Annotated in this window: 21 protein-coding genes and 1 other annotated feature; of the genes, 17 read left to right on the forward strand and 4 right to left on the reverse strand. The window is 34.9% G+C overall.

Features of this window, described 5'->3' with window-relative positions:
* The first annotated feature begins 2 nt into the window (after nucleotides 1-2).
* A complete protein-coding gene (locus BAU23_RS06265) occupies nucleotides 3-623 on the forward strand; it encodes a DUF4166 domain-containing protein (protein WP_000247280.1) in 621 nt (206 codons plus the stop codon).
* Complete coding sequence (locus BAU23_RS06270; RefSeq protein ID WP_071733791.1) at nucleotides 620-2,245, forward strand: YndJ family protein; 1,626 nt, start codon at nucleotides 620-622, stop codon at nucleotides 2,243-2,245. The genes BAU23_RS06265 and BAU23_RS06270 overlap by 4 nt, the downstream gene beginning before the upstream one ends.
* A 28-nt stretch (nucleotides 2,246-2,273) precedes the next feature.
* On the opposite strand, the gene BAU23_RS06275 is transcribed toward BAU23_RS06270, so the two are convergent.
* Entirely contained in the window at nucleotides 2,274-2,759 is a 486-nt protein-coding gene (locus BAU23_RS06275) for an 8-oxo-dGTP diphosphatase (protein WP_000042286.1), read from the reverse strand.
* 169 nt (nucleotides 2,760-2,928) lie between these two features.
* On the opposite strand from BAU23_RS06275, the gene BAU23_RS06280 reads away from it, so the two are divergent.
* From BAU23_RS06280 to BAU23_RS06295, 4 genes are all read left to right on the forward strand, one after another.
* On the forward strand, nucleotides 2,929-4,173 hold the full coding sequence (locus BAU23_RS06280) for an N-acetylmuramoyl-L-alanine amidase (RefSeq protein WP_000797219.1): 1,245 nt from the start codon (nucleotides 2,929-2,931) through the stop codon (nucleotides 4,171-4,173).
* A gap of 259 nt (nucleotides 4,174-4,432) precedes the next feature.
* Nucleotides 4,433-5,812 (forward strand): S-layer homology domain-containing protein, encoded by a 1,380-nt coding sequence (locus BAU23_RS06285; RefSeq protein WP_016129111.1) that lies wholly within the window; start codon nucleotides 4,433-4,435, stop codon nucleotides 5,810-5,812.
* Nucleotides 5,813-6,007: 195 nt separating this feature from the next.
* Nucleotides 6,008-7,270 carry an MFS transporter gene (locus tag BAU23_RS06290; protein WP_001161148.1) on the forward strand — a complete coding sequence of 421 codons (1,263 nt, stop codon included), beginning with the start codon at nucleotides 6,008-6,010 and terminating at the stop codon, nucleotides 7,268-7,270.
* A gap of 29 nt (nucleotides 7,271-7,299) precedes the next feature.
* The gene (locus BAU23_RS06295; RefSeq protein ID WP_016129112.1) at nucleotides 7,300-7,578 is read left to right on the forward strand and encodes a hypothetical protein; all 279 of its coding nucleotides are present in this window, start codon (nucleotides 7,300-7,302) and stop codon (nucleotides 7,576-7,578) included.
* 19 nt (nucleotides 7,579-7,597) lie between these two features.
* Here the strand turns inward: BAU23_RS06295 and BAU23_RS06300 are convergent, their stop codons facing one another.
* Nucleotides 7,598-8,062 (reverse strand): hypothetical protein, encoded by a 465-nt coding sequence (locus BAU23_RS06300; RefSeq protein ID WP_000823167.1) that lies wholly within the window; start codon nucleotides 8,060-8,062, stop codon nucleotides 7,598-7,600.
* 242 nt (nucleotides 8,063-8,304) lie between these two features.
* Here BAU23_RS06300 and BAU23_RS06305 point away from each other — a divergent pair, with 242 nt between their 5' ends.
* The 4 genes from BAU23_RS06305 (at nucleotide 8,305) to BAU23_RS06320 (ending at nucleotide 12,940) form a co-directional block, all read left to right on the forward strand.
* Nucleotides 8,305-9,747, forward strand: a complete 1,443-nt coding sequence (locus BAU23_RS06305; RefSeq protein WP_000627651.1) for a carbon starvation CstA family protein — start codon at nucleotides 8,305-8,307, stop codon at nucleotides 9,745-9,747.
* Nucleotides 9,748-9,837: 90 nt separating this feature from the next.
* A complete protein-coding gene (locus BAU23_RS06310) occupies nucleotides 9,838-10,650 on the forward strand; it encodes a polyphosphate kinase 2 family protein (RefSeq protein ID WP_000427399.1) in 813 nt (270 codons plus the stop codon).
* Between the two features lie 531 nt (nucleotides 10,651-11,181).
* A complete protein-coding gene (locus BAU23_RS06315) occupies nucleotides 11,182-11,517 on the forward strand; it encodes a YrdB family protein (protein WP_000470085.1) in 336 nt (111 codons plus the stop codon).
* 154 nt (nucleotides 11,518-11,671) lie between these two features.
* The gene (locus BAU23_RS06320) at nucleotides 11,672-12,940 is read left to right on the forward strand and encodes an MFS transporter (protein WP_071733793.1); all 1,269 of its coding nucleotides are present in this window, start codon (nucleotides 11,672-11,674) and stop codon (nucleotides 12,938-12,940) included.
* Between the two features lie 133 nt (nucleotides 12,941-13,073).
* Here BAU23_RS06320 and BAU23_RS06325 read toward each other — a convergent pair whose 3' ends face one another.
* Nucleotides 13,074-14,057, reverse strand: coding sequence for a ketoacyl-ACP synthase III (locus BAU23_RS06325; protein WP_016129115.1), 984 nt, complete (start codon nucleotides 14,055-14,057; stop codon nucleotides 13,074-13,076).
* Between the two features lie 179 nt (nucleotides 14,058-14,236).
* On the opposite strand from BAU23_RS06325, the gene BAU23_RS06330 reads away from it, so the two are divergent.
* The 6 genes from BAU23_RS06330 to BAU23_RS06355 all read left to right on the forward strand — a co-directional run bounded on the left by BAU23_RS06330 (nucleotide 14,237) and on the right by BAU23_RS06355 (nucleotide 20,443).
* Entirely contained in the window at nucleotides 14,237-14,785 is a 549-nt protein-coding gene (locus BAU23_RS06330; RefSeq protein ID WP_016129116.1) for a hypothetical protein, read from the forward strand.
* Nucleotides 14,786-15,268: 483 nt separating this feature from the next.
* A complete protein-coding gene (gene hflX / locus BAU23_RS06335; RefSeq protein ID WP_071733794.1) occupies nucleotides 15,269-16,528 on the forward strand; it encodes a GTPase HflX in 1,260 nt (419 codons plus the stop codon).
* A 267-nt stretch (nucleotides 16,529-16,795) separates the two neighbouring features.
* Complete coding sequence (locus BAU23_RS06340) at nucleotides 16,796-18,007, forward strand: MFS transporter (protein ID WP_071733796.1); 1,212 nt, start codon at nucleotides 16,796-16,798, stop codon at nucleotides 18,005-18,007.
* 10 nt (nucleotides 18,008-18,017) lie between these two features.
* Nucleotides 18,018-18,935 carry a cysteine synthase A gene (cysK, locus tag BAU23_RS06345; protein WP_071733798.1) on the forward strand — a complete coding sequence of 306 codons (918 nt, stop codon included), beginning with the start codon at nucleotides 18,018-18,020 and terminating at the stop codon, nucleotides 18,933-18,935.
* 77 nt (nucleotides 18,936-19,012) lie between these two features.
* Nucleotides 19,013-19,525 carry a GNAT family N-acetyltransferase gene (locus BAU23_RS06350; protein WP_000771280.1) on the forward strand — a complete coding sequence of 171 codons (513 nt, stop codon included), beginning with the start codon at nucleotides 19,013-19,015 and terminating at the stop codon, nucleotides 19,523-19,525.
* A gap of 93 nt (nucleotides 19,526-19,618) precedes the next feature.
* Nucleotides 19,619-20,443, forward strand: coding sequence for a DUF4037 domain-containing protein (locus tag BAU23_RS06355; RefSeq protein ID WP_071733800.1), 825 nt, complete (start codon nucleotides 19,619-19,621; stop codon nucleotides 20,441-20,443).
* A gap of 40 nt (nucleotides 20,444-20,483) precedes the next feature.
* Here BAU23_RS06355 and BAU23_RS06360 read toward each other — a convergent pair whose 3' ends face one another.
* Nucleotides 20,484-22,118, reverse strand: coding sequence for a putative polysaccharide biosynthesis protein (locus tag BAU23_RS06360; protein ID WP_071733802.1), 1,635 nt, complete (start codon nucleotides 22,116-22,118; stop codon nucleotides 20,484-20,486).
* 220 nt (nucleotides 22,119-22,338) lie between these two features.
* Nucleotides 22,339-22,561: a binding site (T-box leader), on the forward strand.
* Nucleotides 22,562-22,862: 301 nt separating this feature from the next.
* On the opposite strand from BAU23_RS06360, the gene BAU23_RS06365 reads away from it, so the two are divergent.
* Entirely contained in the window at nucleotides 22,863-24,200 is a 1,338-nt protein-coding gene (locus BAU23_RS06365; RefSeq protein ID WP_001088176.1) for a sodium-dependent transporter, read from the forward strand.
* Nucleotides 24,201-24,229: the final 29 nt, after the last annotated feature.

The following is a 24,229-nucleotide window of genomic DNA, read 5'->3' on the forward strand; positions in this document are numbered from 1 at the left end:
GTATGGTTAATATTTATGAGAGATTATTAGGAGATACCTATAAAAATCTTCATCCAAAATTACAGAAGCGATATGCGATTACAGAAGAGAATAGTTTTACAGGAGAAGGGGAAATGGATGAAATTTACGGTGGCTCTTTTTTCGTTAAATTAATTTTGAAAATTGCATCGAAGTTTCGAATGTTTTTCTCTGAGCGAGGAAAGAAGGTGCCATTTACGATACATAATACCGCTGAGCGAGATGAACAGGGGAAAGAATTTGTACGGTGGAATCGTACTTTTTATTTTCATAATAAGAAAAGATATTTTAACGCTGTTATGCAGCTGGATGAAGAGAATAATGAAATTGTAGATTATTTTGGTGAGCCACATTTACTCGTTTCTACATTGAATTTTTATATTGATGAAAAGGGCGGGATGCATATTTCTTCAAAGAAACAATGGTTTTTTATGTTTGGAAGAAAAATACCGTTACCTAGATTTTTATACGGAGAGGCGAAAATTGTAGAAAGTTATGATGAAACACTACAATGCTTTCGAATTCATGTACAAGTACGAAATCCGTTAATTGGCTCACTATTTTCCTATAAGGGGACATTTGTGGAAAGGAAATATACGAGATGAAAAATATACTATTTGGGCTTGCTTGTTATATTATATTTCTAATTTACGAGTGGTCGAATGTAAATCCTGTTGAAGCAATTATATTGTTATCTATTTTGTTATTTATACCGATGTCTTTTTGTATTATTGACAAGAAAAAAAGAAATGGATCGTATGTATTATTTTATAAATTTGTAGCGTTTTTATATCCAATCGCAGCAATCAGTGCAATGCTAGCTTTCATAACAAATCACTATTTCTTTGCGCTAATTTGGTTTGCATATACTGCAGTCGTTGCGTTATTTGGTGTAAGTAGATTGCTAGAAAGAGGATTGAAACCGTTAGAGGAGACAGCTATCGATAGTGCGTTTATGTATTTGTTTTTAGGTGGTTTCTGGTTTTTTGCTTCTGTAGCAAAGCTTTCCATTATGCACTTTAGTTCCGACATTGTTTTGCTTACAGCTGCACACTTTCATTATTCGGCATTTCTATTGCCGTTATCAGCTGGTTTAATTGGGAGGAAAAGAGAAAAGAGAAGTAAAGTATATGATGCTATTATTTTTATCATCGTCATTTCTCCAATGACGGTTGCAATAGGAATTACGTATTCGAGGACGTTTGAATTCTTTGCAGTATTCATATATTTATGTGCCATTTATGGATATGGGATTTACGTATGGAAAACGAAATTCAATGCTATAAGTGCAAAGGTACTTTTAGTTCTTTCTTCTAGTACACTTATGGTAACAATAATGTTTTCACTCATATATTCATACGGAAATTTCAAACAAGTAATGACGATTACAATTGCACAAATGGTCTGGATTCACGGAGTGGTAAATGGAATTGGAGTAGCGTTACCAGCATTTGTTGGCTGGATGATTGAAAAGAGTACTCCGAATTATAAATATTACGGGAAACCAATGAGCAGGTTAAGAGGAACTGCGACAGTTGGTGAAGCATTTTTACATAACAGAAATTTAATAGATAGCAAGGAATACAAAGGTTTAGTTGATAAAATGAATGATTTTCATAGTGAGGCATTTGACGCGATGAAGATTCCTTTAAGTATTATTCGTTTTTATGAAAATACAAAAGAGTATCAGTTACAATCGCATATTAAATGGACTCGTTGGTTCCACCCGGTTGCATTTTGTTATGCAAAAATGAGTAAGCGTGTAGGACAAATACATTTAGGAATGGGCGGCAAGTGGGAAACGATGCATGGCTCTATCATGGGGATAATAGATGAGAAGGATGGAAGAGAGAATGTAAGGGCTTGGCTAAGAAAAAATGAAGCGGGAGAATCTATTTTTGTAGCTCTTTACTCAAAACATACACATAAGAATGAGACGTATATGAATATTGGATTACCTTTACCATATTCGAATATGACGGGAGTTTTGAAATTATGTAATAAGAGTAATGATTTAATCATTACTAGTAAGCTGAGAAGAAATGGTAAGGGAGATGAAGGGATATACTTACATACTCGCTTCTTTACAATACGCTTACCATTAGCAGAGACTTTTATGATTAAAGAGGGCAAGGATCAAATATTAACAGCTAACCATCGAATGTGGATATTCGGAGTTAAGTTTTTAGAAATTGATTATGAGATTAAGAAAATAGAAGAGAAGTAAGAAAAGCTTGGAGAGATTCCAAGCTTTTTTATGTATGCGTAATTGTCATAGCAACTTGTTTATCTAAGTCTTGGTCCCAAACACGTTGAATTTCAAACGTACTTTTTTCAAAAAATAATGGGAATCTTTCTTTAAACCAATCTTGCATAGGAAGATTTAGTGCTGTATCGATTGGTACCCATAATAATTCGCCTTCAGGAGGATTCAAAAGGAGTTCACCTTCAAATGAATCTGTCCAATAATTAAATACCATATATCGAACATTTTCTTTCGGATTTACGTATTCATCTAATCCCTTAAAAGTTAAATTTGAAACAAGTAATCCAGTTTCTTCTTTTACTTCTCGTTTAGCGGCTTGAACGATACTTTCTGGGAAATCTACTTTACCACCAGGAGCGATGTAACCAGGGAAGCCTAGATGATCGGGGCGCTGTATTAGCAATACTTCATTATTCCACTGAATCATACACATTGTATAAATGCGGTGTTCTATATCTTTCCAATTCTTGCTCATACGAATCTCTCCTCTTATAAAACCTTATAGTTTTTAACTATAGTTATGTATGACAAAAAATACAATAATAATACAAAATTATACAAATCACAATTGACTATTACTAATTTTCAGAACTATAATTAGTCTGTTATATAAAAACATTGTACTTGAGAGGGGAATATATTCTATGAAAAATAGAATAATCGCAGCAGGAATAATCGCAGCTAGTATATTATCTTATTCATCTAGTAGTTTCGCACAAATAAAAACGTTTCCAGATGTCCAAGCAGGGCACTGGGCAGAAGATTCTATTAACTACTTAGCAGAAAAAGGCGCAGTTACAGGTAACGAGAAAGGAATGTTCGAGCCTGGAAAAGAGATCACTCGTGCAGAAGCAGCTACAATGATGGCTAAAATCTTAAACTTACCATTCGATAAAGATGCTAAACCATCTTTCGTTGACTCTCAAAACGGATGGTATACCCCATACATCGCAGCTGTAGAAAAAGCTGGTGTTGTTAAAGGGAAAGGGCCAGGTGTATTTGATCCAACTGGGAAAATTGACCGGGTTTCAATGGCCTCTCTTATTGTAGAAGCTTACAGATTAGATTCTAAAGTAAATGGTACTCCAGCAACTAAATTCAGTGATTTAGAAAAAAGCTGGGGTAAAGCAAAAGCTAACATCCTAGTTGAATTAGGGATTTCTGTTGGTACTGGTGATAAATGGGAGCCTGAAAAAATTCTAACTAAAGCAGAGGCAGCTCAATTTATTAAAAAGGCAGATTCTCTTAAAATAGGTAACCCTTTAGTAGAAAAGGTAGTTATTATTGATCCTGGTCATGGAGGATTTGATCCAGGGAATCCAGGACAAGGTGTAGAGGAAAGTAAAATTGTATTTGATATATCTTTAAGATTACAGCAATTGTTAGAAAAAAATACACCTTTAAAAGCTTTGTTAACACGTGAAGAGAACGGAAATCCAGGAAGTAACAAGAATGAGTCTCTTGTGAATCGAGTGAAATTTGGTCAAGAGAACAATGCAGATATATTTGTAAGCATTCATGCAAACTCTTCTGAAAATCATGATGGTCATGGAACGGAAACATATTATTATAAAAAATCCAAGCGTGGAGAAGAGACACAGATTGAAAAGGATAGCGAAGTATTAGCGAAAAAAATTCAAAAGCGAGTAGTAGAGGCACTACATACAAGAGATAGAGATATAAAAGATGATCATTCATTTTATGTAGTAAATAAAAATACAGTACCAGCAGTTTTAACAGAGCTTGCCTTTATTGATAATAATATAGATAATGGCAAATTAGCTACTGAATCAGGAAGACAAATTGCTGCAGAGGCAGTTTATGCTGGTATTTTAGATTATTATGAGTGGAAAGGTTTCAATGTTTCAAAGTATCGTTTAGCTAAATAAAAAACATCGTTTGTTAAGCCCATCGTCTATATAGAGATGGGCTTTTTATATGTGTTTATATAATTTTGTATCGAAATAAAAAGATATATCGTATTATGCTGATTATAAATAAAATAATGGTAGATTAGTTTATTTTTATCACGTATACTTTTACTGTTGACTAATTAAATTAAGAGTTTGTTAGTTTAATAGGGAAAATTTTATTATAAAGGGAGGCAAGTTAACACGGGACAAGCATATACATAACGTGTTAAAAAATATGAAAAAAATTATTTCTAATGTGTTAGCAGTGACAGTCGCACTTCAAGTAGTGATGGCTCCAGCAACTTCATTTGCAGCTGAAAAGGAATTTCCAGACGTTCCGAAAGGTCATTGGTCATATAAGGCAATTACTAATTTAACGTCAAAAGAAATTATTGCAGGATATGATAATGGTAAGTTTGGATTTGGGGATATTGTAAATCGTGAGCAAGTAGCCGCATTAATATATCGTGCATTAAAGCCAGAAGCGAAAAGCGAGTATAAAAATCCATACTCTGATATTAGCGAAGGGACAACAATGTTCCGAAAAGAAATTTTAGCTTTAACAGATATGGGGATTTTCGTAGGTGACGGTAAAGGAACATTTAGACCGAAAGAATCTTTAACTCGTGCTGAAATGGCTGTAATTTTACAGAAAGCTTTTAAACTAAAAGTAAAAGCTAATCATACATTTAATGATGTTCCGAAAAATCATTGGGCAAATGATGCGATTAGTGCATTAGAGTCTAACGGCGTTGCTGCAGGTAATGGTGCAGGTGCATTTAATCCAACTAGTGTCTTAACACGTGAAGAATATGCGCAATTTTTATATAATGCCATGGCATCATATATCGATTTAGATGTAACATTACCTTCTAATGTAACACCTCAAGAGATTGATAATTATATTAAAAGATATCATCCCGATAGTCCGCTTGTTGGAGTTGGACAAGACTTTATTAAAGCGCAAAACGAGTATGGCGTGAACTCTTTATATTTAGCAGCACATGCAATCTTAGAGTCTGGATACGGGAAATCAGAAATTGCATATCGTAAACATAATTTATTTGGACTACGAGCGTATGATTGGGACCCATTCGCACATGCAAAATACTTACCATCTTATGGATTAAGTATTTCATACAATGCTGATTATGTGAGAAAGAATTACTTAGAACAAGGTGCTAAGTATTTCAACGGTTACACATTACCTGCGATGAATGTAATGTATTCAACTGACAAAGAATGGGCTGGCAAAATCGCCAATATTATGGAGCGTATTAAGCCTTTCAATAACAAAGATTATCAAAATGTAAACCGATTGCCGAAAAACCCTAATACATTAAATGTAGAGGCATTAGGTGAAGCAATTCCATATAAAGATTATGCGAAAGATGCGAAAGCTACTGTTCAATCAGTAGGATCTTACTATCAAGTTCCATTCCCGTTTAACAATCCAATTAAGAGTGTACCAAATGTTACACAAAATGAAGTTGGAAAATTAGAGAATGGTAAAAAAGTAAATGTATATCGTGAAGATCCAAATGGCTGGGTAGAATTCTCATTTGAAAATGCTCAAGAAAAGTATTGGACATTGAAGAAGAACTTAAAATTATAAATAAAAAAGGTGTTTTCATATATGAAAACACCTTTTTTATTTGTATTCAACACGTAATATTTGTTGATTCATTATGATTTTCTTTTTATATTTTTACCGATGATTAACAGTTTCGTATATAATTAAAAGTATTGAAGTTTGAATTTTCTGTGTTTAACCCTAGATATTAACTTGATTTGAAAGGAGGAGAGAGATATGCAAGGAGAAATACCGACAGAGAAGAATTTAGGTTATGTCGGTAAATTGTTATTGCCAGTTAAAGTGTCACCACACTTTAAGTTTTTATGGCTTGGGCAATTACTTTCGACTTTAGGTAGTTCGGTAACGATGGTTATTCTGCCAGTCGTTGTATATTCATTAACTGGTTCAACAGTTGTAATGGGAATGACTATGGCAATGTACATGCTTCCTAATATTCTTGCGTTACCGTTTGCTGGATTAGTCGTGGATCGAATTGACCGGGTGAAATTGATGTTATTTACAGATATAATCCGCTGCATATTAATGATGTTATTCGCAACACTTATATTTATGGACGTTTTAACAATTCCACTTTTATATGTACTGGTTGCGTTATATGGACTTATGGAAGGTATATTTCAGCCGGCGTATTCAGCTGTAAGAGCAAAAGTATTTGTACCGGAAATTCGAAATGCAGCTAATGCATTAACGCAAATGAGTAATCAAGGTATACGACTAATTGGACCGGCTCTTGGAGGATTAATCGTTTCAGTTGCATCTGCTGGAATAGGATTTGGACTGGATGCAGTAACGTATTTGCTATCATTTTTATGTTTATTATTTTTAAGAGAAATAAAGTTTAATAAAGTACAGAAATTTGAAAGAAATAAAGTCAATTACAAAAAAGATTTTATGGAAGGGATTCTTGTTCTAAAAAGTCATCCGTGGCTATGGATTACAATTTTAGTCTTTTCTTTCATAAATATTTGTTATGCAGGAATTATCGTTGTATTAATTCCATGGTTGTTTAATGTTCATCATCATTTTGAAGCTTACGTATATGGATTGGGTATGGCTTCTTCTGGTGCTGGAGCTGTAATTGCAGCACTAATTTTTGGTGGGAGGCAGCAGTGGCGGAAGAGGGGATTACTAGCATATGGTGGTGTGTTAATAAGTGGAATAGCACTATTAATTATGCCTTTCGTTTCTTGGGCACCTGCTTTAATAGCTTTAATGGCAATGGAAGGATTCGGTATGATGATATTTGGGCTCATTTGGGAAACAAGTTTACAAGAGCTTGTACCAGAAGAAGCTTTTGGAAGAGTGGCAAGCCTTGATATGTTAGGTTCATTTGCTTTATTACCATTAGGGTATGTGGTTGTAGGCTGGTTAGCTACTGTAATAGGTGGAAAGATAACAATTATAATGCTAGCTATTTTAGTACTCATAACAATTGGAATGGCATTGTCTGTACCAAATATTCGGCGGTTCGATTGATTATGTAGGCTAAAAGGGGGATATGGTATATGACTATAGAAAACCTACATGATTTAGTAATAGGTGAGTTAGGTTGTAAATATGTTTTGGGAGAAAAGGTATTTGCAGCAAAGAATTTTACGGTGTATATTGCGACTCCTATAGAAAGTAAAATGGCATATAATCGATTCATCTTAATTAAGCATTTGTCTAATGAAGGGCCTTCTGTACATGTTTGGGACAAAAAAGTTTGTGTAGACGCTACAAAAATACATATTGCAAGAGAATTGACAGAAGCAATTCAATCGGGTTTTGTAAATAAAGAGTAAGCCCTAATCAAATTAGGGCTTACTCTTCATTAAACACAAATGTTTGTTTCATTTTTTTACTCTCATTTACTGGATGGCCGTTGTAAGAGAATTTTTTTTCTTCCCAAGTAATGACGACTTTAAAATTATGGCTATTAAAGTCTAATGGGAATACCATGTAGTCAAAGCTTGTATGACTTTTTGAAACGTTGTTATTTGATGTATTAGGATTAAAAGTAGCTTTAGATGTAGGTGTGTTATCAAGTATTTCCACTGATACATTTGAGACATCATTACCGATGTTTTTTACGAATAAACTATACGTATCATATACACCGTGTTTTGGCTGTACTGCTTGCTTGTTTGAGTTATGAGATTTGTCAATTTCGATATACCACTGTTTAGACTTTGACGCAATTGGTAGTGATTGAAATGTGTATGCACTAGCTTGTATTGGTAGTGCTAAACAGATTAGTGCAAAGAGGGAAAATATTTTTCGTTTCATCTTTATAGAGCTCCCATTCTTTAATGGATTTATTGGTTATTATCTTCTCTTTGGGAAAAAATATACCATATAATGTAAGGTGGCATTGTAAATAAGAGAGGCTGTTTTTTATCTTATAAAAAGAATATACTAAAAATTCCGTATAAATCATTTATTTAATATAGTTAAATATGCTAGAATAAATTGAAAGCGATTTCTTATATAGAAATCAGAAAATGCTTTCTGAAGGGGAGGGGATAGACGTGATTACATTTTTAGTATCAATCGTCGTATTGATAATCGGTTATTTTACATATGGAAAGTTTATTGAAAAGATATTTGGAGTAAATTATTCAAGAAAGACACCAGCTTATGTGAATCAAGATGGGATAGATTATGTACCTATGGATAGGCGAAAGAATTCTATGATTCAATTACTTAATATTGCAGGTACTGGTCCTATATTCGGACCAATATTAGGTGCTTTATATGGTCCAGTTGCATTTGTTTGGATCGTTATCGGAGCGATTTTTGCAGGGGCTGTTCATGATTATCTTACAGGGATGATTTCTATTCGAAATAAAGGGGCGCATATTCCTGAATTAGCAGGGAAATTTTTAGGAAATGCAATGAGACATATTGTAAATATCTTTTCACTTTTACTTTTAGTATTAGTAGGAACTGTGTTTATAACAACACCAGCATCATTACTTGATATCGTATTGCAAGGGAAAGTATCAATAACTATTATTTTATCTGTAATTTTCATATATTATATTTTATCGACTATCTTACCGATTGATAAAATTATTGGTAAAATTTATCCGGTATTAGGTGCATTATTGCTAATAAGTGCTATTGGCATAGGGGGAATGATGATAATAAAAGGCTCTCCGATTCCAGAGCTAACGTTTGAAAATATGCATCCAGACAATGCACCTATTTTCCCATTATTAATGTTGACGATTACGTGTGGTGCCTTATCAGGATTCCACGCAACACAATCACCAATTATTTCACGTACACTTCAAACGGAGAAACATGGCCGTTATGTATTTTTCGGTATGATGATTGCAGAAGCGATAATTGCAATGATCTGGGCAGCTGCGGCAATGAGTATTTTCTCTTACGGTGAATTAAATGAGCTAATTAAATCGGGTACACCAGCTGCGGTTGTAAGTGAAATCTCGAAGACGATGTTAGGTGCTGTGGGTGGCACAATAGCTGTTCTTGGTGTCATTGTATTACCAATTACATCTGGAGACACAGCATTCCGTGCGGCACGTTCTATTATTGCGGATTACTTCCATTTCAATCAAACAAAATTAAAAAATCGCTTAATTATTGCGATTCCATTATTTGTTATTGCATATGGTTTAACGAAAATTGACTTTACACTACTATGGAGATATTTCTCTTGGGCTAACCAATCGACTGCAGCCATTGCGTTATGGATTGGAACGATGTATTTATTTATAAAAGGAAAACAGTATATCGTTTCTTTAATTCCAGCGATATTTATGACGCTCATGACAGTTGTTTATATTTTAAATGCGAAAATTGGTTTTAATATTCCGCTAAATACATCGTATATTGTAGGTGCGGTTATTACAGTTATTTTAACTGCTGTATTCTTTATGAAAGCTGTGAAAAATAAAAATGAGAATATTGAAGTAGATGTGCAATTAGAGAAGGAAGCTGTGTAGAGGTTTTTCTACACAGTTTTTTTCTAATGCGAAAAAATTCCCAATAATATGTTAAAATAACATTGTCTTACAACAAGGGGGATTTGGTTTATGGAAAATGGATATCTTGTCAATGTAGATTTAACGAAAAAAATTGAATCAAAATCTAAGTACAATAAGAAACTTGAAAAATATCAAATGCGCTTATTAGCACTACAGCAAATTTTAAAAGAAGAAAAAATCGCTGTTATGCTCGTTATGGAAGGGTGGGATGCAGCAGGTAAAGGCGGAGCAATTAAGCGATTGACTGAACATCTTGACCCACGTGGATTCCAAGTAAATCCAATTGGCGCGCCTGCTCCTCATGAAAAAAGGTATCATTATTTACAACGTTTTTGGCGGAAACTACCTCAATATGGGCAAATTACTATATTCGACCGTTCATGGTATGGGCGTGTATTAGTTGAACGTGTTGAAGGTTTTGCTACAAAAGAAGAGTGGACGAGAGCGTATGGTGAAATTAATGATTTCGAAAAACTATTAACTGATGATCATTACATAATAGGAAAGTTTTTCTATCATATTAGTAAAGATGAACAATTAAAGAGGTTTAAAGAAAGAGAGAACAATCCTCTTAAAAGATGGAAAATTACAGACGAAGACTGGCGTAATCGTGAAAAATGGGATGAGTATGTAGAAGCAATGGAAGACATGTTTGAAAACACAAATAAACCGAATGCGAAATGGAATATTATTGCGAGTAATGATAAATTATACGCTCGTTTGAAAACATTGAAAGTGATTATTTCATTAATTGAAGATTATTTCTTAGAACATAATATAGAATTACCTTCGTATTATTATGAAATAAAAGAAGGTAAGAAAAAGGAAATTAAATCTGTGCAAGATGCAGGAGTCAAATAGTAAAAAGGTTTGTATAGGAAATATGAAGGGAAGCTGTCTTGTAATTTGGTTTTACCAAATTACAAGACAGCTTTTTAGTTGGAAGTATTTTATATATTTATATAAAGCGAGTGTACCAATTATTTTAGTTTGTGCTGTAGTAAGTTTGTTGTTTTAGGAAGGGGAAGCTTTAAGAAAGAGTAGTAAGGGAATAGGCTAAATATGAATCGCATTTTATTTATGGAACGTTAGCTGTCAAAAAAATTTATAGAGTTATTTTGGGAACTCCTCGGTAATGGGCGAAACGTAAACCGTGGAGTTCTTTATTTTGTGATTATATGCATATGTATCACTGTCATTAAGTATTTGCTTTCATTCATTATCCGTCAAGGTCAAGTTTTCGAAGTTTAGAAAGATAAACTGAATAATATTAATAAGATGTATAATTGTTTTTTACATGTCATGAATGGGCACGTATCAAGTTCAAATAACGGATGCATAATATTATTTTCATAGGATTTTAAATATATTTTTCAAAGGGGTGTTCTTTAAATGTTTATAAAACCTATAAATTTAGCGATTCGATTTTTTCTAGAATTATGTGCTCTTGCATCACTATGTTACTGGGGCTTTCAATTTTGGGAAAGTGTATATGTGAAATTTATTTTTGCAATTGGCTCACCACTACTTTTTGCGACAATATGGGGGATTTTCATTGCACCTAAAGCATCATTAAAACTGCCAGAACCATATAGGTTTATGTTGGAAATTATATTGTTTGGAGTTATCTCGGTTGCTCTATACGTTGTTGATCAAATAACCTTAGCTATTATTCTTGGAATGGTATTTATAATAAATCGCACTTTAATCATTATTTGGAAACAATAATTTTTTTTGCTAAGTTTCTCACGAAAGGAACTTAGCATTATTTAAGGTGTAGGAGTAACGAAATATGGATAAATTTAAGCGCTTTAAATTTTGGGATTTTGTTGTTTTATAGTACATTAACAAGAGGAATTAATTTCAAAAGGAGGGTGAAAAAATGCTAGGTAAGGCGGATGCTTCAATAAGTAACCATATGTATACAGAAGAAGACCAACAAAAATTATATAAACGAACGTTACTAATCGTAAGTATTTCACAAATGTTTGGCGGAGCGGGGTTAGCTGCTGGAATTACAGTAGGTGCACTTCTTGCGCAGCAAATGCTTGGAACAGATGCATATGCAGGATTACCGGCTGCTATGTTTACGATGGGATCTGCGGTAGCGGCTTTCTTTGTGGGGAAGTTATCGCAGAAATATGGTCGCCGAATAGGACTTGCAACAGGGTTTATAGTAGGGGGACTAGGGGCTATTGGAGTTGTATTGGCTGCGTTAACAAATAGTATTATTCTTTTACTAGTTTCTTTACTCATATACGGTGCAGGTACAGCGACGAATCTACAAGCTCGTTATGCTGGTACCGATTTAGCAGATAAGAAGCAGCGAGCAACTGCTATTAGTATTACGATGGTTATGACGACTTTTGGTGCGGTAGCTGGTCCAAATTTAGTAGGTGTAATGGGGAATTTTGCTGATTCAATTGGAATTCCTAACCTTGCTGGTCCGTTCATATTATCAGCAGCGGCATTTATACTTGCGGGTCTTGTTCTTTTTGTTATGCTTCGTCCAGACCCGTTAATTATCGCTAACATAATAGAAACATATAAACAAGAACATACATATAAAGGGCAACCAGTAACAGAAGAAAAGATAGAAAATAAACGTGGTGTTACTGTTGGAGCAATCGTAATGATACTTACTCAAATAGTGATGGTTGCGATTATGACTATGACGCCAGTACATATGGGACACCATGGTCATGGACTAAGTGAAGTAGGGCTAGTCATTGGATTCCACGTAGGGGCAATGTACCTTCCATCGCTTGTTACAGGAATGTTAATTGATAAAATTGGCCGTACTACGATGAGTATAGCTGGTGGGATGATTTTACTTGCAGCGGGTGTCATAGCTGCGATAGCACCGAGTGATTCTTTACTATTATTAATTGTTGCTCTTTCTTTACTTGGATTAGGGTGGAACCTTGGATTGATTAGTGGTACAGCTCAAATCGTTGACTCCACAACTCCTTCTACACGTGCTAAAACACAAGGGAAAATAGATGTTTTTATTGCGTTAGCCGGAGCTTCAGGTGGAGCGATGTCAGGAATGGTAGTAGCTAATTCCAGTTATGCGGCATTATCATTAGCGGGAGGGGCTGTAGCCTTACTGCTTATTCCAATTGTGATATGGTCTCGGACAGGTAAATAAAATTTAAATGAAAGAAGCGGCGTTCAAAGGGAGCTAATAAATCCTTGAATGCCGCTTTTTGTGATTAACTAATAGTTTAACTGGAATCGTTTATATAATTTCATTTACCGTAATGTTAGCTGTATAAAAAGTGTTAGTCTAAACCCCACTCCACAATAAGCCCTAAATGCGTAAGACCACCGCCAAAACCGTACAGTAAAAGTGTATCTCCGTTATTTAATTTCCCTTCTTTTCTAGCTAAATCTAAAGCGAGTGGAATGGAAGCTGAAGATGTATTGCCCATGTATTTTACGCTGGTTAAAGTTTTTTGAATTGGAATTTCAGTTTTCTCGCAAATAGATTCAATCATCCGTAAGTTAACACTGTGTGGTACGAACCAGTCTATATCATCTATTTGCATATTTGTGGTATGTAATAGTTCTTTTATACCTGCTGGCACTGTGCGTGTTGCCCATTTATATACTTCTCTTCCGTTTTGAACGATTTTTTCATTTGTTTGCAGTGGTGTGCCATTCATAGTAGTAGATAAGTTTGTTCTGTATAGATGAATGCCACCAGCACCATTTGTTCCCATGTGAGCAGCGATAAAGCTTGGTTTATTTTCATCTCTTTCTAATAAAATAGCTCCAGCGCCATCACCGAACAAAATACAGGTCGTTCTATCGGTGTAATCAGTAACTTTAGATAATGTCTCTGTCGCTATGACGAGTACTTTTTCATGTGATCCAGAAGTGATTAAGCTATTACCGACATGCAGTCCGTATGTGAAACCAGCGCAAGTCGCATTTAAATCAAAAGCTAGTGTATGAGGTATGTTGAAGTATTGTTGTATTTGGCAAGCAACACTAGGGAAAACATAGTCAGCAGTAGTTGTAGCGACGATGATACAGTCAATATCTTCTAAGTTTTTCTTATATGTTGTACACAAATTTTCGATTGCTTTAATGGCTAAGTGTGAGGAGTATTCTTCTTTGTTAGCAATCCTTCTTTCCTTCATTCCTGTTCTTTGCACAATCCATTCATCATTCGTATCGATCATCTTTTCTAAATCATTATTAGATAATATTTGATCTGGAACATAAGTACCAATTGCAGTAATACGAGATTGAGAATTCATAAGAACATCTCCTAACTTGTTTTTATAACCTGATACTAATATCAGGTTATAAAAATGTCAATAAAGATTTTCTGTTTAATAAAATCAATATATTTTAATGAACAGAAAGGGGTTTGAGGAGTGATGTCCAAATAATATACGGAAAGCTTCTAAAATTGATAATGAAGGGTTTGAGATTCTTGAAAAGAATCGTATATGTATTGTCTCTTGTTTTAATTTGTAGCTTTACTTATTTTATTTTACCAGAGAAGTCTTATGCTTGTGATTGTACGAAAGCATCACCAGAAGAGAGGTTACAAAATAATGATGTAGTGTTTGAAGGTAATGTATTAGAAGTTCAAGAGAAGGACGGAAGAATGAAAACATTATTTGAAGTGAAGAAAATTTGGAAAGGGACAAGTTCTTCGCAAGTTATTATATATACAAATGTAAGTAGCTGTGCATTTCGTTTTGCAGAGGGAGGAGAGTATTTAGTTTTTTCTTCTTATAGAGGGGAGGGAAAATTAGAGACATCTATGTGCAGTGGAACGAAGAGATTAGATGAGGCAGAGATGGAGAGAAATACGTTAAGTCATATTGCGAAGGAAGCTGTTCCGACGAAGAAAGTCGATTTAAAAGATGAAATGGTGAGTGGTTTAAGTTGGTGGCAAGTTGTTACCATTTCTATAGGTCTGTTACTGATAGTAGCTCTTGTGATTTTTATTGTAAGAAGAACGCGCAAAAAATGACGATTAAAGTAAAAATACAAAGATTTTCTTTCTGTTTCTATGGGTGGTTTAATCTTGTGAAAGCGAATTACTTATGCTACACTTTATGTAACTTAAAATGAACGGAGGGGCTTCCTTTGATCTTAATCAGATTACGTCTCAATACTTTGTGCCAATAATTGAATAGCGCTCAAAGGCTCTGTCTGTGTACAGAGTGAACGGGATTGGTCTGCCTATTTTAAAGGAACCCTTTTTATTAAGCTTATATGTGAAAAAGAGGGAGGGACGAATACGCCCTCTTTTTGTTTTGCCTTTATAAATAGAATGGGATAGTATAGGTGAACACTTGTTGGATACGTATACTATCTTGGGACTTTTTGACCATGTTATAGAATGAAAGCACTGCTTTCTTCTATTTCTTTGGTGAACCCTTATCCGTTTACGAAAACACAGGCAGTGACCTGTGTTTTTTATTTTGCGTAATCGAAATGGAGGAATAAATATATGGAAGAATTATTACAAAGAGCAATATTAGTTGGAGTAAATTTAGGTAATGAAGCTGATTTTGCATATTCGATGGAAGAGTTAGCAAATCTTACGGAAGCTTGTGATGTGGAAGTAATCGGTCAAGTGACGCAAAATTTACAACGAGTAAATCCGTCGCATTATATTGGAAAAGGGAAGATTGAAGAAGTAGCAGCGTATGTGAAAGAAGCAGATGCAAATATGGTCATCTTTAATGACGAATTATCTCCTTCACAAATTCGAAATTTAGAAGAGGATTTAGATTGTAAAGTAATTGATCGTACCATTTTAATTTTAGATATCTTTGCGCAACGTGCGAAAACGAAAGAAGCGCAGTTACAAGTAGAAGTGGCCCATCTTCAGTACATGATGCCTCGTTTAATCGGTCTTCGTGAATCGTTAGGAAGACAGAGCGGGGGAGTTGGCACGAAAAATAAAGGTGTCGGTGAGAAGAAGTTGGAATTAGACCGTCGTAAAATTGAAGAACAAATTGCGGCTCTAAATAAAGAATTAGAGGCACTTGTTGCACAGCGTCAAACGCAGCGTAAACAACGTAAGAAAAATGAAATGCCAGTTGTGTCATTAGTAGGATATACGAATGCAGGTAAATCAACAATAATGAATACAATGCTTGAAATTTTTAATGGTACTGTAGAAAAACAAGTATTTGAAAAAGATATGTTATTTGCGACGTTAGAGACATCTGTACGAAATATTGATTTGCCGGATAATAAATCATTTTTATTAACGGATACTGTTGGATTTGTAAGTAAATTACCGCATCATCTTGTGAAAGCATTCCGTTCAACGCTAGAGGAAGTGGCGGAAGCAGATTTACTCATTCACGTTGTAGATTATTCAAATCCCAATTATGAGCAATTAATTGATATTACAAATGAAACGTTAAAGAAAATTGGCGTGGAAAATATCCCGACGATTTATGCATACAACAAATCAGATATGGTAGATGTTGAAATTCCGAAAGTGCAAGAAGATCGCGTGTATCTATCTGCGAAGAGACATGTTGGAATTGAAGAGCTTGTAGAATTAGTTCGCTCACACATTTATAAAGAGTATACGAAGTGTGAAATGTTAATTCCATATGATCAAGGACAGGTAGTTTCGTATTTCAACAATCATGCGCACGTTTTATCTACGAGTTATGAAAACGAAGGTACGAAAATTGCACTAGAATGTAAGACGAGTGATTATGAGAAGTATAAGCGTTTTGCTATTTAATAAAAAAGGCGATCCTAATATGTTTTAGGGTCGTCTTTTTCTTCATAATTGCAAGCCTTCCCGTCGTCCTAACTTAGTATAAAAGAAAGTACAGAGAGTTCATATAAATAAATCTGATAAAACAGATAGGGAAAATTTAATATTTATGAAGTGATATTTCTGGAAAAAGAAATGAAACCAGTATAGAATAGAAATGTTTCAAAACTCAGAATTTATTACACTTACTGTAATAAATATATATTTTGTACGGGAAGGAGAGATTCGTATATGCAGGCAGTTTCACAAAAAAGTGCAGCGGAAACACCAACGATATATCGAATATTATTTGCGATTAGTTTCGGACATTTTTTGAATGATTCGATGCAAGCAGTTGTGCCGGCGTTGTTTCCTATTTTGGAAAAAACGATGAATTTATCCTACATGCAAGTAGGGTGGATAGCGTTCGCGTTAAATATGACTTCATCGATTATGCAACCGGTTTTTGGTATGTATTCAGATAAGAAGCCGTCACCATTTTTATTACCACTCGGTATGTTTTCGAGCATGCTTGGGATGATTGGGCTCGCGTTTGCCCCGAATTTTATTATTGTTATTATTTCTGTTTTATTTATTGGATTAGGTTCCGCAGTCTTTCATCCAGAAGGTGCCCGCGTTGCTTATATGGCGGCAGGTGCCAAACGTGGTTTAGCACAAGCGATTTATCAAGTGGGAGGAAACACAGGGAATTCTCTAGCACCTATTTTTACAGCATTAATTTTCGTCCCGCTTGGTCAAATTGGTTCTTTAGGTTTTACAGCCTTTGCAGCAGTAGGAATTGTATTACTAATTTTTGTATCAAATTGGTATAAAAATGAATTAGCCACTGGTGCTGTAAGAAGGAAAAAGAGGGCTGCACTTGAGGCGGAAAATGCAATTGTAAGTACACATATTAAATTTGTTATTATACTTCTTGTTTTTCTAACATTTGTACGTTCTTGGTACGGTGCTGGTATCGGGAATTTCTATCAATTTTATTTAATAGAGCATTATGGATTATCTATAAAAAACGCACAGTATTTCGTCTTTGCTTTTATGATTGCTGGTGTATTAGGTACTTTCTTTGGTGGTCCGTTAGCAGATAAATTCGGTAAGAAAAAGATAATTGTATTTTCAATGCTCGGTTCAGCACCGCTTGCGCTTTTACTACCTCACGTTTCGCTCGTGTGGGTTGTACCATTATTTTTATGTATTGGTTTTATTAGTTCAAGTAGTTTTAGTGTAATTGTTGTATATGCACAAGAGCTTGTTCCTGGAAAAGTAGGGATGGTATCAGGATTGATTGTTGGCCTTGCGTTTGGTCTTGGAGCATTAGGTGCTGTAGTCCTTGGAAAATTAGCTGATATATATAGCCTTCAATTTATTATGCTATTATGTAGTTGTTTACCATTAATTGGACTTACTTCATGGTTACTGCCGAATGATAAGAAAACGATAGAATAGGGGATGCGCTATGAAATTATGTGAAAACGTTACAGAATTAATAGGAGATACACCTGTCGTCCGATTATCTAAATTTATTCCAGAGGACGCAGCGGATGTGTATGTAAAACTGGAAATGTTTAATCCGTCACGCAGTGTGAAAGATCGTGCAGCTTATAATTTACTTCATGCCGCTGAGGAAAAGGGACTTATAAAACCTGGTGATACAATTATTGAACCGACAAGTGGAAATACAGGAATTGGCTTAGCGATGAATGCAGCTGCTAAAGGATATAAAGCGATTTTAATTATGCCAGATAATATGTCCAAAGAGCGTATTAATTTATTGAAAGCATACGGCGCAGAAGTAGTTTTAACACCAGCAGAACAAAGAATGCCAGGAGCGATTGCGAAGGCGGTAGCGTTACAAAAAGAAATTTCAAATAGTTTTATTCCGCAGCAATTTGAAAATCCAGCAAACCCGAATATACATCGTTATACGACTGCACTTGAAATTTATGAACAAATGGATGGAGAGCTTGATGCATTTGTAGCAACGGCGGGGACGGGTGGAACAATTACAGGGACCGGTGAAACATTAAAAGAGAAACTACCAAACTTATATATTGCAGTAGTAGAACCGAAAGGATCACCAGTGTTATCTGGCGGTGTTCCAGGCCCTCATAAACTAGTAGGAACAAGTCCTGGTTTTATTCCAAAAAACTTAAATACAGAAGTGTATAACGAAATTATTCAAATTGCAGATGAAGAGGCATTAACGACAATGAGAAATTTAGCAAGACAAGAAGGCTTATTAGTAGGGCCATCTTCAGGAGCTTCTGTTTACGCAGCAATTATGATAGCGAAACGATTAGGCGCTGGTAAAAAAGTTTTATGTATTGCACCTGATACAGGTGAGCGTTATTTGAGTATGGGATTATTTGAATGAAATTGATAGAAACACCTTAATAGCGAAATAGAGCTATTAAGGTGTTTGTTTTTGGTTATTAAGAGGGGAGAATGACAATGAAACTATTAAAGCCAATACATGAATATAGTGGGGAAATTATGGCATATAGACATGCGTTTTTACAATCAGGAGAACAACCACACGGCAGCAGTTCTCTACAAAATTTTGATTCTCTCGATGAATGGTTTGAAAAAGTGAGTAAACAAGAATTAGGAGAAAGTTTACTGGCTAATCGAGTACCGTCTAGCCAATTTTTAAGTTTTGAAAAAGGAGAACTTATAGGTTTTGTGAATATTAGACATCGATTAAATCCAGAATTATTACTGGAAAGCGGTCATATCGGTTATAGTGTCCATCCGAATAAACGTCGCCAAGGTTACGCTACGAAGCAACTGCAACTTTCATTGGCTGAGGCGCAAAAATTAGGGTTGAAGAAAGTGTTAATAACTTGTGATAAAGAAAATATTGGTTCTGCTAAAACAATACAAAAGGTTGGCGGTGTGCTAGAAAATGAAGTAGTTTCTTCTAATTCTGGCGAAATTGTTCAGCGTTATTGGGTAGAAATATGATTTAGTAGGAATTTGAAAAGGTAATGTAATGTTTAATATCGAAATAGATAAATGAAAAGTAAGGGGAATACTGCGGCTTTAGGGGGAAATGCAATGGGATTAAAAGAGAAAGCGATAGAGATGTCGGAGATTTATAGGCAAAACAAGAAAGTCGAAGCTATTATTTTAGCAGGATCTGTAGCGAGAAAGTTAGAAGATGAACATTCAGATATTGAATTACATATTTTATGGTCAGAACCACCAGAGGATGAAGAGCGTCTAGGTCCAATTAACAATATTGGTGGAACGATTTTGTCATATCATCCCTATGAGGATGAAGAATGGTCGGAAACGTATTTGACGAAAGAAGGAATTAAGCTAGAGATTAGTAACTTTTTAACATTGACAGTAGAAAAGATTATTTCAGAAGTTGTAGAGCAGTATGATATAAATTATGAGAAACAATGTATTGTATCATCGGTTCATGATGGTGTGAGTTTGTATGGAGAAGTAAAAGTACATGCTCTAAAAGATAGGATTGAAGTATATCCAGAAGAATTGGCGAAAAGGATGATTTCAGAAAATCTTTGGTTAAGCAATCGTTGGCATAATCGAGAGGCTCTTTTAACACGAAAGGATTGGCTTATGCTTTACGATGTTATTTGTGAAGTACAAAGAGATTTATTCGGTGTTTTATTTGGTTTGAATAAACTGTATGTACATCATCCTGCATTTAAATGGATGGCTTATAATGTAGAGCGTATGAATATCAAACCTGAAAATCTATATGAGCGTATGGTGAATACGTTAATAGGGAAACCGGAGTATAGTGTACAGGAGTTAGAAGTGTTGATCGAAGAGGTATTACATTTAGTAGAACAATATGCTCCAGAATTAAATATTGCTGAACAACAAAAGCGCATTCAATATGCGAAGTAAAAAACAAGAGATGTAACAACGCGTTACATCTCTTGTTTTTTTATTTTACTAACTTTCCTAATACAGGTAAACGTTGAATACGATCACCGAGAATATGCGAAGCAAGTCCACTCGTTAGTACGAATAAAAGATAAACAAGTCCTCCTGCTACGGCGCATATAAACACAATAATTAATGATTCTATATAAGATTGGCCAGGAATAATCCAACTTATAAATGCTCTTAATGCGATTACAACAGCAGACATTGCCGCGGAATAAATCGTAATAAGAAATACTGTTTTTGCTGTTTCGCCAATTTTAAATTTCGCAAATTTAACGATGCAGTACAACATAATAATATTTGAAACGAGATAGCCAAGAATTGTTCCAAGCACAGCACCATGTCCACCGAATAAATGTAAGAGCGGTGTGTTCACCACAATTTTAACGAGAATACCGACTGAGAATGCAATCATTGTTTTTCTTTGATAATCAATTCCTTGTAATATAGCAGCTGAAACTGTGAAAATCGCACTTAATACAGCAGAAGGTGCAAATGAAATTAAATATTGTGATCCACCAAGTGCAATTTCGGGATTTACATAAACCATGCGGAATGCATCGTAAGCGATACTAGCTAAACCGAATGCAGCTGGGATAGTGAAGAATAATAATACTTGAAATATCTTTGAAATTTGTCCTTGTAATTCATCTAGTTTCCCGCTTGTAAATGATTTCGTTATAGCTGGAATGATCGTTAATGAGAATCCGGTTGCAAGTGAAGCGGGAATCATAATTAACTTTTGTGCATAGTTCGTTATATAAGCGAAAACTGCATTCGCGGTTTCTAAAGGCTCTCCCATCGCTCTAAGTACATCAGCTACAGTATATTGATCTACTAACGTATAGAGCGGAATTGCAATACCGACAAATACAATTGGGATTGCATATCGAAGTAATTCTATATAAATATTTTTTAATGGAATCTCGGATGCCCTTGACTTTAATTCACCTTCAGGAGGTTTTAATCCATTATATTTTTTCCAGTACATCATTAAAATAGAGACGCTGGCAAGTGCCCCGATAACAGCACCAAACGTAGCAACCGCAACAGAAGAAGCTACTGAACCACCTAATAGTTTTGAGACGATAAAACTACCAACTAAAATGAAAACAACGCGTGCGATTTGTTCCACAACTTGAGAAGCAGCACTTGGTTTCATATGTTGAAAACCTTGGAAATAACCACGTGTAACACTCATAGCCGGTACGATAATAAGCGCGAAGCTTAATGCTCGCATTGTAAGTGTCACGTCGGCGATAAATTGTGGATCTGGCGTTTTCGAGCGAATAATAAATTGTGATATGTACGGTGCTCCAATAAATAAAATTAAAAATCCTAAAAAGCCCATAAACAACATCAATTTTACGCTAGAGTTGTATAATTTTTTACTTGTACTATAATCACCAAGCGCATTATGTTTTGCAACAAATTTGGAGACGGCAATAGGAATACCAGCTGTTGAAAAGCTTAATAAAATACCGTACCAAGAGTATGCATATCCGTATAAAGCGACCCCTTGCGTTCCAACTAATAATTGAAAAGGGAAGAAGTATATAAAACCTAAAATTCGTGAAATCATTGTTGCACCACTTAATAAAGCAGTGCCTTTTAAAACTTTTGAAGTGGACAAAATCCTTTCCTCCTACTCGTGCTGTCTTGCATTCATCGTATACTACTATAAACCTGCTAGAGAAGTTAATACAGTATAAACCATAAATGTTCTAATACTATTCATACAAAAGTCATATTTTGAATTTTTAAATAGAATGTAATACATAAAAATTCAAAATATAAGTTGACACTATTTTTAATGTGTGATAAAAATGATAGTAATCAATTCGGAAAATAATATTTGGGCAATGAAAGGGTATAGTAGTGAAAATCTCCCTATTTCAGAGAGCTGATGGTTGGTGTGAATCAGTATATAGATTATTCATGAAGTTCGTCCTGGAGCATCTTTCATAAATCTCACATTATGAGGAAATGAAAGACGGTAGTTTATACCGTTATCAAATAAAGTGGTGAAGATTGTTTCACAACTAGGGTGGTACCGCGATATTTATCGTCCCTACGTATTTACGTAGGGACGTTTTTTATTTAGGTCCTAACTTTGTTGTGGCTTCATAACTAGGGTGGTACCGCGATATTTTATCGTCCCTACGTATTTGCGTAGGGACGTTTTTTATTTAGGTCTTACTTTTGTTGTATCTTCATAACTAGGGTGGTACCGCGATATTTTTGTCGTCCCTACGTATTTACGTAGGGGCGTTTTTTATTATTAGGGAGGAAGTGAACGTATTAGAAAAGAGTATGGATAGAACAATATAAATACCGGATTGTAAAACAGAAAAAGATAAAGAGAGGAGATTAACAAATGAATTCACAGCAATGGACATCGAAATTAGGTTTCGTATTAGCTGCAGCAGGTTCAGCGATTGGTCTTGGAGCGATTTGGAAGTTCCCGTATATGGCCGGAATTGGAGGGGGCGGCGCGTTCTTCCTTATTTTCATCGGTTTCACATTATTAATTGGTTTACCGCTATTATTAGCTGAATTCGTTATCGGGAGAAGTACACAAAAAGAGGCTGTTGATGCATATAGAGAAATCGCACCAAAAACACTATGGCCTTGGTTAGGTAAATTAGGGATTGTAACTTGTTTCATACTACTTTCTTTCTACAGCGTTGTAGGGGGTTGGATTATATTATATTTATGGAATGCAATTACAGGTAGACTATGGGAAGGCAATGGTGCATACGAAGCTACGTTTGGTGAAATCATTTCCAATCCATATTTAGCAGTTGGATCACAGCTATTATTCATCCTTATTACTATTTTTATCGTAAGTAAAGGTGTGCAAAATGGTGTTGAAAAAGTAAATAAATATTTCATGCCAGCATTATTCGTTTTATTCTTTGTATTAATTGTTCGTGCACTTACATTAGACGGTGCTGGAGAAGGAGTTCGCTTCTTCTTACAACCTGATTTCTCAAACGTAACGTCAGAAATTATTTTATATGCAATGGGACAATCGTTCTTCTCACTATCTGTTGGTGTAGCCGTTATGGTAACGTATAGCTCGTACTTACCGAAAGAAGAAAGTTTACCGCGTTCAGCATTTTCTATCGTAGCTTTAACACTTGTGATTACATTACTTGCAGGACTAGCAATTTTCCCAGTTGTATTCGCATTTGGAATGGAACCATCTCAAGGACCTGGACTATTATTTATCGTACTGCCAGCTATTTTCAGTAAAATGGCGTTCGGGAAATTATTCTTCATTGTTTTCTTATTACTATTCTTCTTTGCTACTATTACATCAGCAATTTCGATGTTAGAAATTAGCGTTGCATCTTTAACTGCAAAAGGTAAAGGGAAACGTGAAAAAATGGCCTTAATCGTAGGATTATTAATCTTTGTTGTTGGGGTGCCATCAGCATTATCATTCGGTTTGTTAAGCGATGTGAAACCATTTGGAAAAACAATTTTTGATTTAGCAGATTATGCGGTTAGTAACATACTAATGCCACTTGGTGTTTTATTAGTTTCTATCTTTGTTCCTTTAAAAATGAAGAAAGATGTATTAATGAAAGAGCTTGGTGTAAGTAAAAATAAAGGCTATAAATTATTCGTATTATGGTTATTCTTACTTCGCTATATTGCACCAATTGCGATTATTATCGTATTCCTAAATGTACTTGGAATTATATAAAAAGAAAGGTAGCGTATCGTGGTATGATA

The sequence above is a fragment of the Bacillus nitratireducens genome, from assembly GCF_001884135.1.
GTDB lineage: Bacteria > Bacillota > Bacilli > Bacillales > Bacillaceae_G > Bacillus_A > Bacillus_A nitratireducens.

Bases quoted from the DNA above. Each gene is read 5' to 3' on its own strand.
- BAU23_RS06275 (WP_000042286.1), bottom strand. From the start codon at position 2,759: ATGAGCAAGAATTGGAAAGATATAGAACACCGCATTTATACAATGTGT.
- cysK (WP_071733798.1), top strand. From the start codon at position 18,018: ATGAAATTATGTGAAAACGTTACAGAATTAATAGGAGATACACCTGTC.
- BAU23_RS06290 (WP_001161148.1), top strand. From the start codon at position 6,008: ATGCAAGGAGAAATACCGACAGAGAAGAATTTAGGTTATGTCGGTAAA.
- BAU23_RS06285 (WP_016129111.1), top strand. From the start codon at position 4,433: ATGAAAAAAATTATTTCTAATGTGTTAGCAGTGACAGTCGCACTTCAA.
- BAU23_RS06325 (WP_016129115.1), bottom strand. From the start codon at position 14,057: ATGAATTCTCAATCTCGTATTACTGCAATTGGTACTTATGTTCCAGAT.
- BAU23_RS06295 (WP_016129112.1), top strand. From the start codon at position 7,300: ATGACTATAGAAAACCTACATGATTTAGTAATAGGTGAGTTAGGTTGT.
- BAU23_RS06355 (WP_071733800.1), top strand. From the start codon at position 19,619: ATGGGATTAAAAGAGAAAGCGATAGAGATGTCGGAGATTTATAGGCAA.
- BAU23_RS06270 (WP_071733791.1), top strand. From the start codon at position 620: ATGAAAAATATACTATTTGGGCTTGCTTGTTATATTATATTTCTAATT.
- BAU23_RS06265 (WP_000247280.1), top strand. From the start codon at position 3: ATGGTTAATATTTATGAGAGATTATTAGGAGATACCTATAAAAATCTT.
- hflX (WP_071733794.1), top strand. From the start codon at position 15,269: ATGGAAGAATTATTACAAAGAGCAATATTAGTTGGAGTAAATTTAGGT.
- BAU23_RS06350 (WP_000771280.1), top strand. From the start codon at position 19,013: ATGAAACTATTAAAGCCAATACATGAATATAGTGGGGAAATTATGGCA.
- BAU23_RS06320 (WP_071733793.1), top strand. From the start codon at position 11,672: ATGCTAGGTAAGGCGGATGCTTCAATAAGTAACCATATGTATACAGAA.
- BAU23_RS06315 (WP_000470085.1), top strand. From the start codon at position 11,182: ATGTTTATAAAACCTATAAATTTAGCGATTCGATTTTTTCTAGAATTA.
- BAU23_RS06340 (WP_071733796.1), top strand. From the start codon at position 16,796: ATGCAGGCAGTTTCACAAAAAAGTGCAGCGGAAACACCAACGATATAT.
- BAU23_RS06310 (WP_000427399.1), top strand. From the start codon at position 9,838: ATGGAAAATGGATATCTTGTCAATGTAGATTTAACGAAAAAAATTGAA.
- BAU23_RS06365 (WP_001088176.1), top strand. From the start codon at position 22,863: ATGAATTCACAGCAATGGACATCGAAATTAGGTTTCGTATTAGCTGCA.
- BAU23_RS06300 (WP_000823167.1), bottom strand. From the start codon at position 8,062: ATGAAACGAAAAATATTTTCCCTCTTTGCACTAATCTGTTTAGCACTA.
- BAU23_RS06280 (WP_000797219.1), top strand. From the start codon at position 2,929: ATGAAAAATAGAATAATCGCAGCAGGAATAATCGCAGCTAGTATATTA.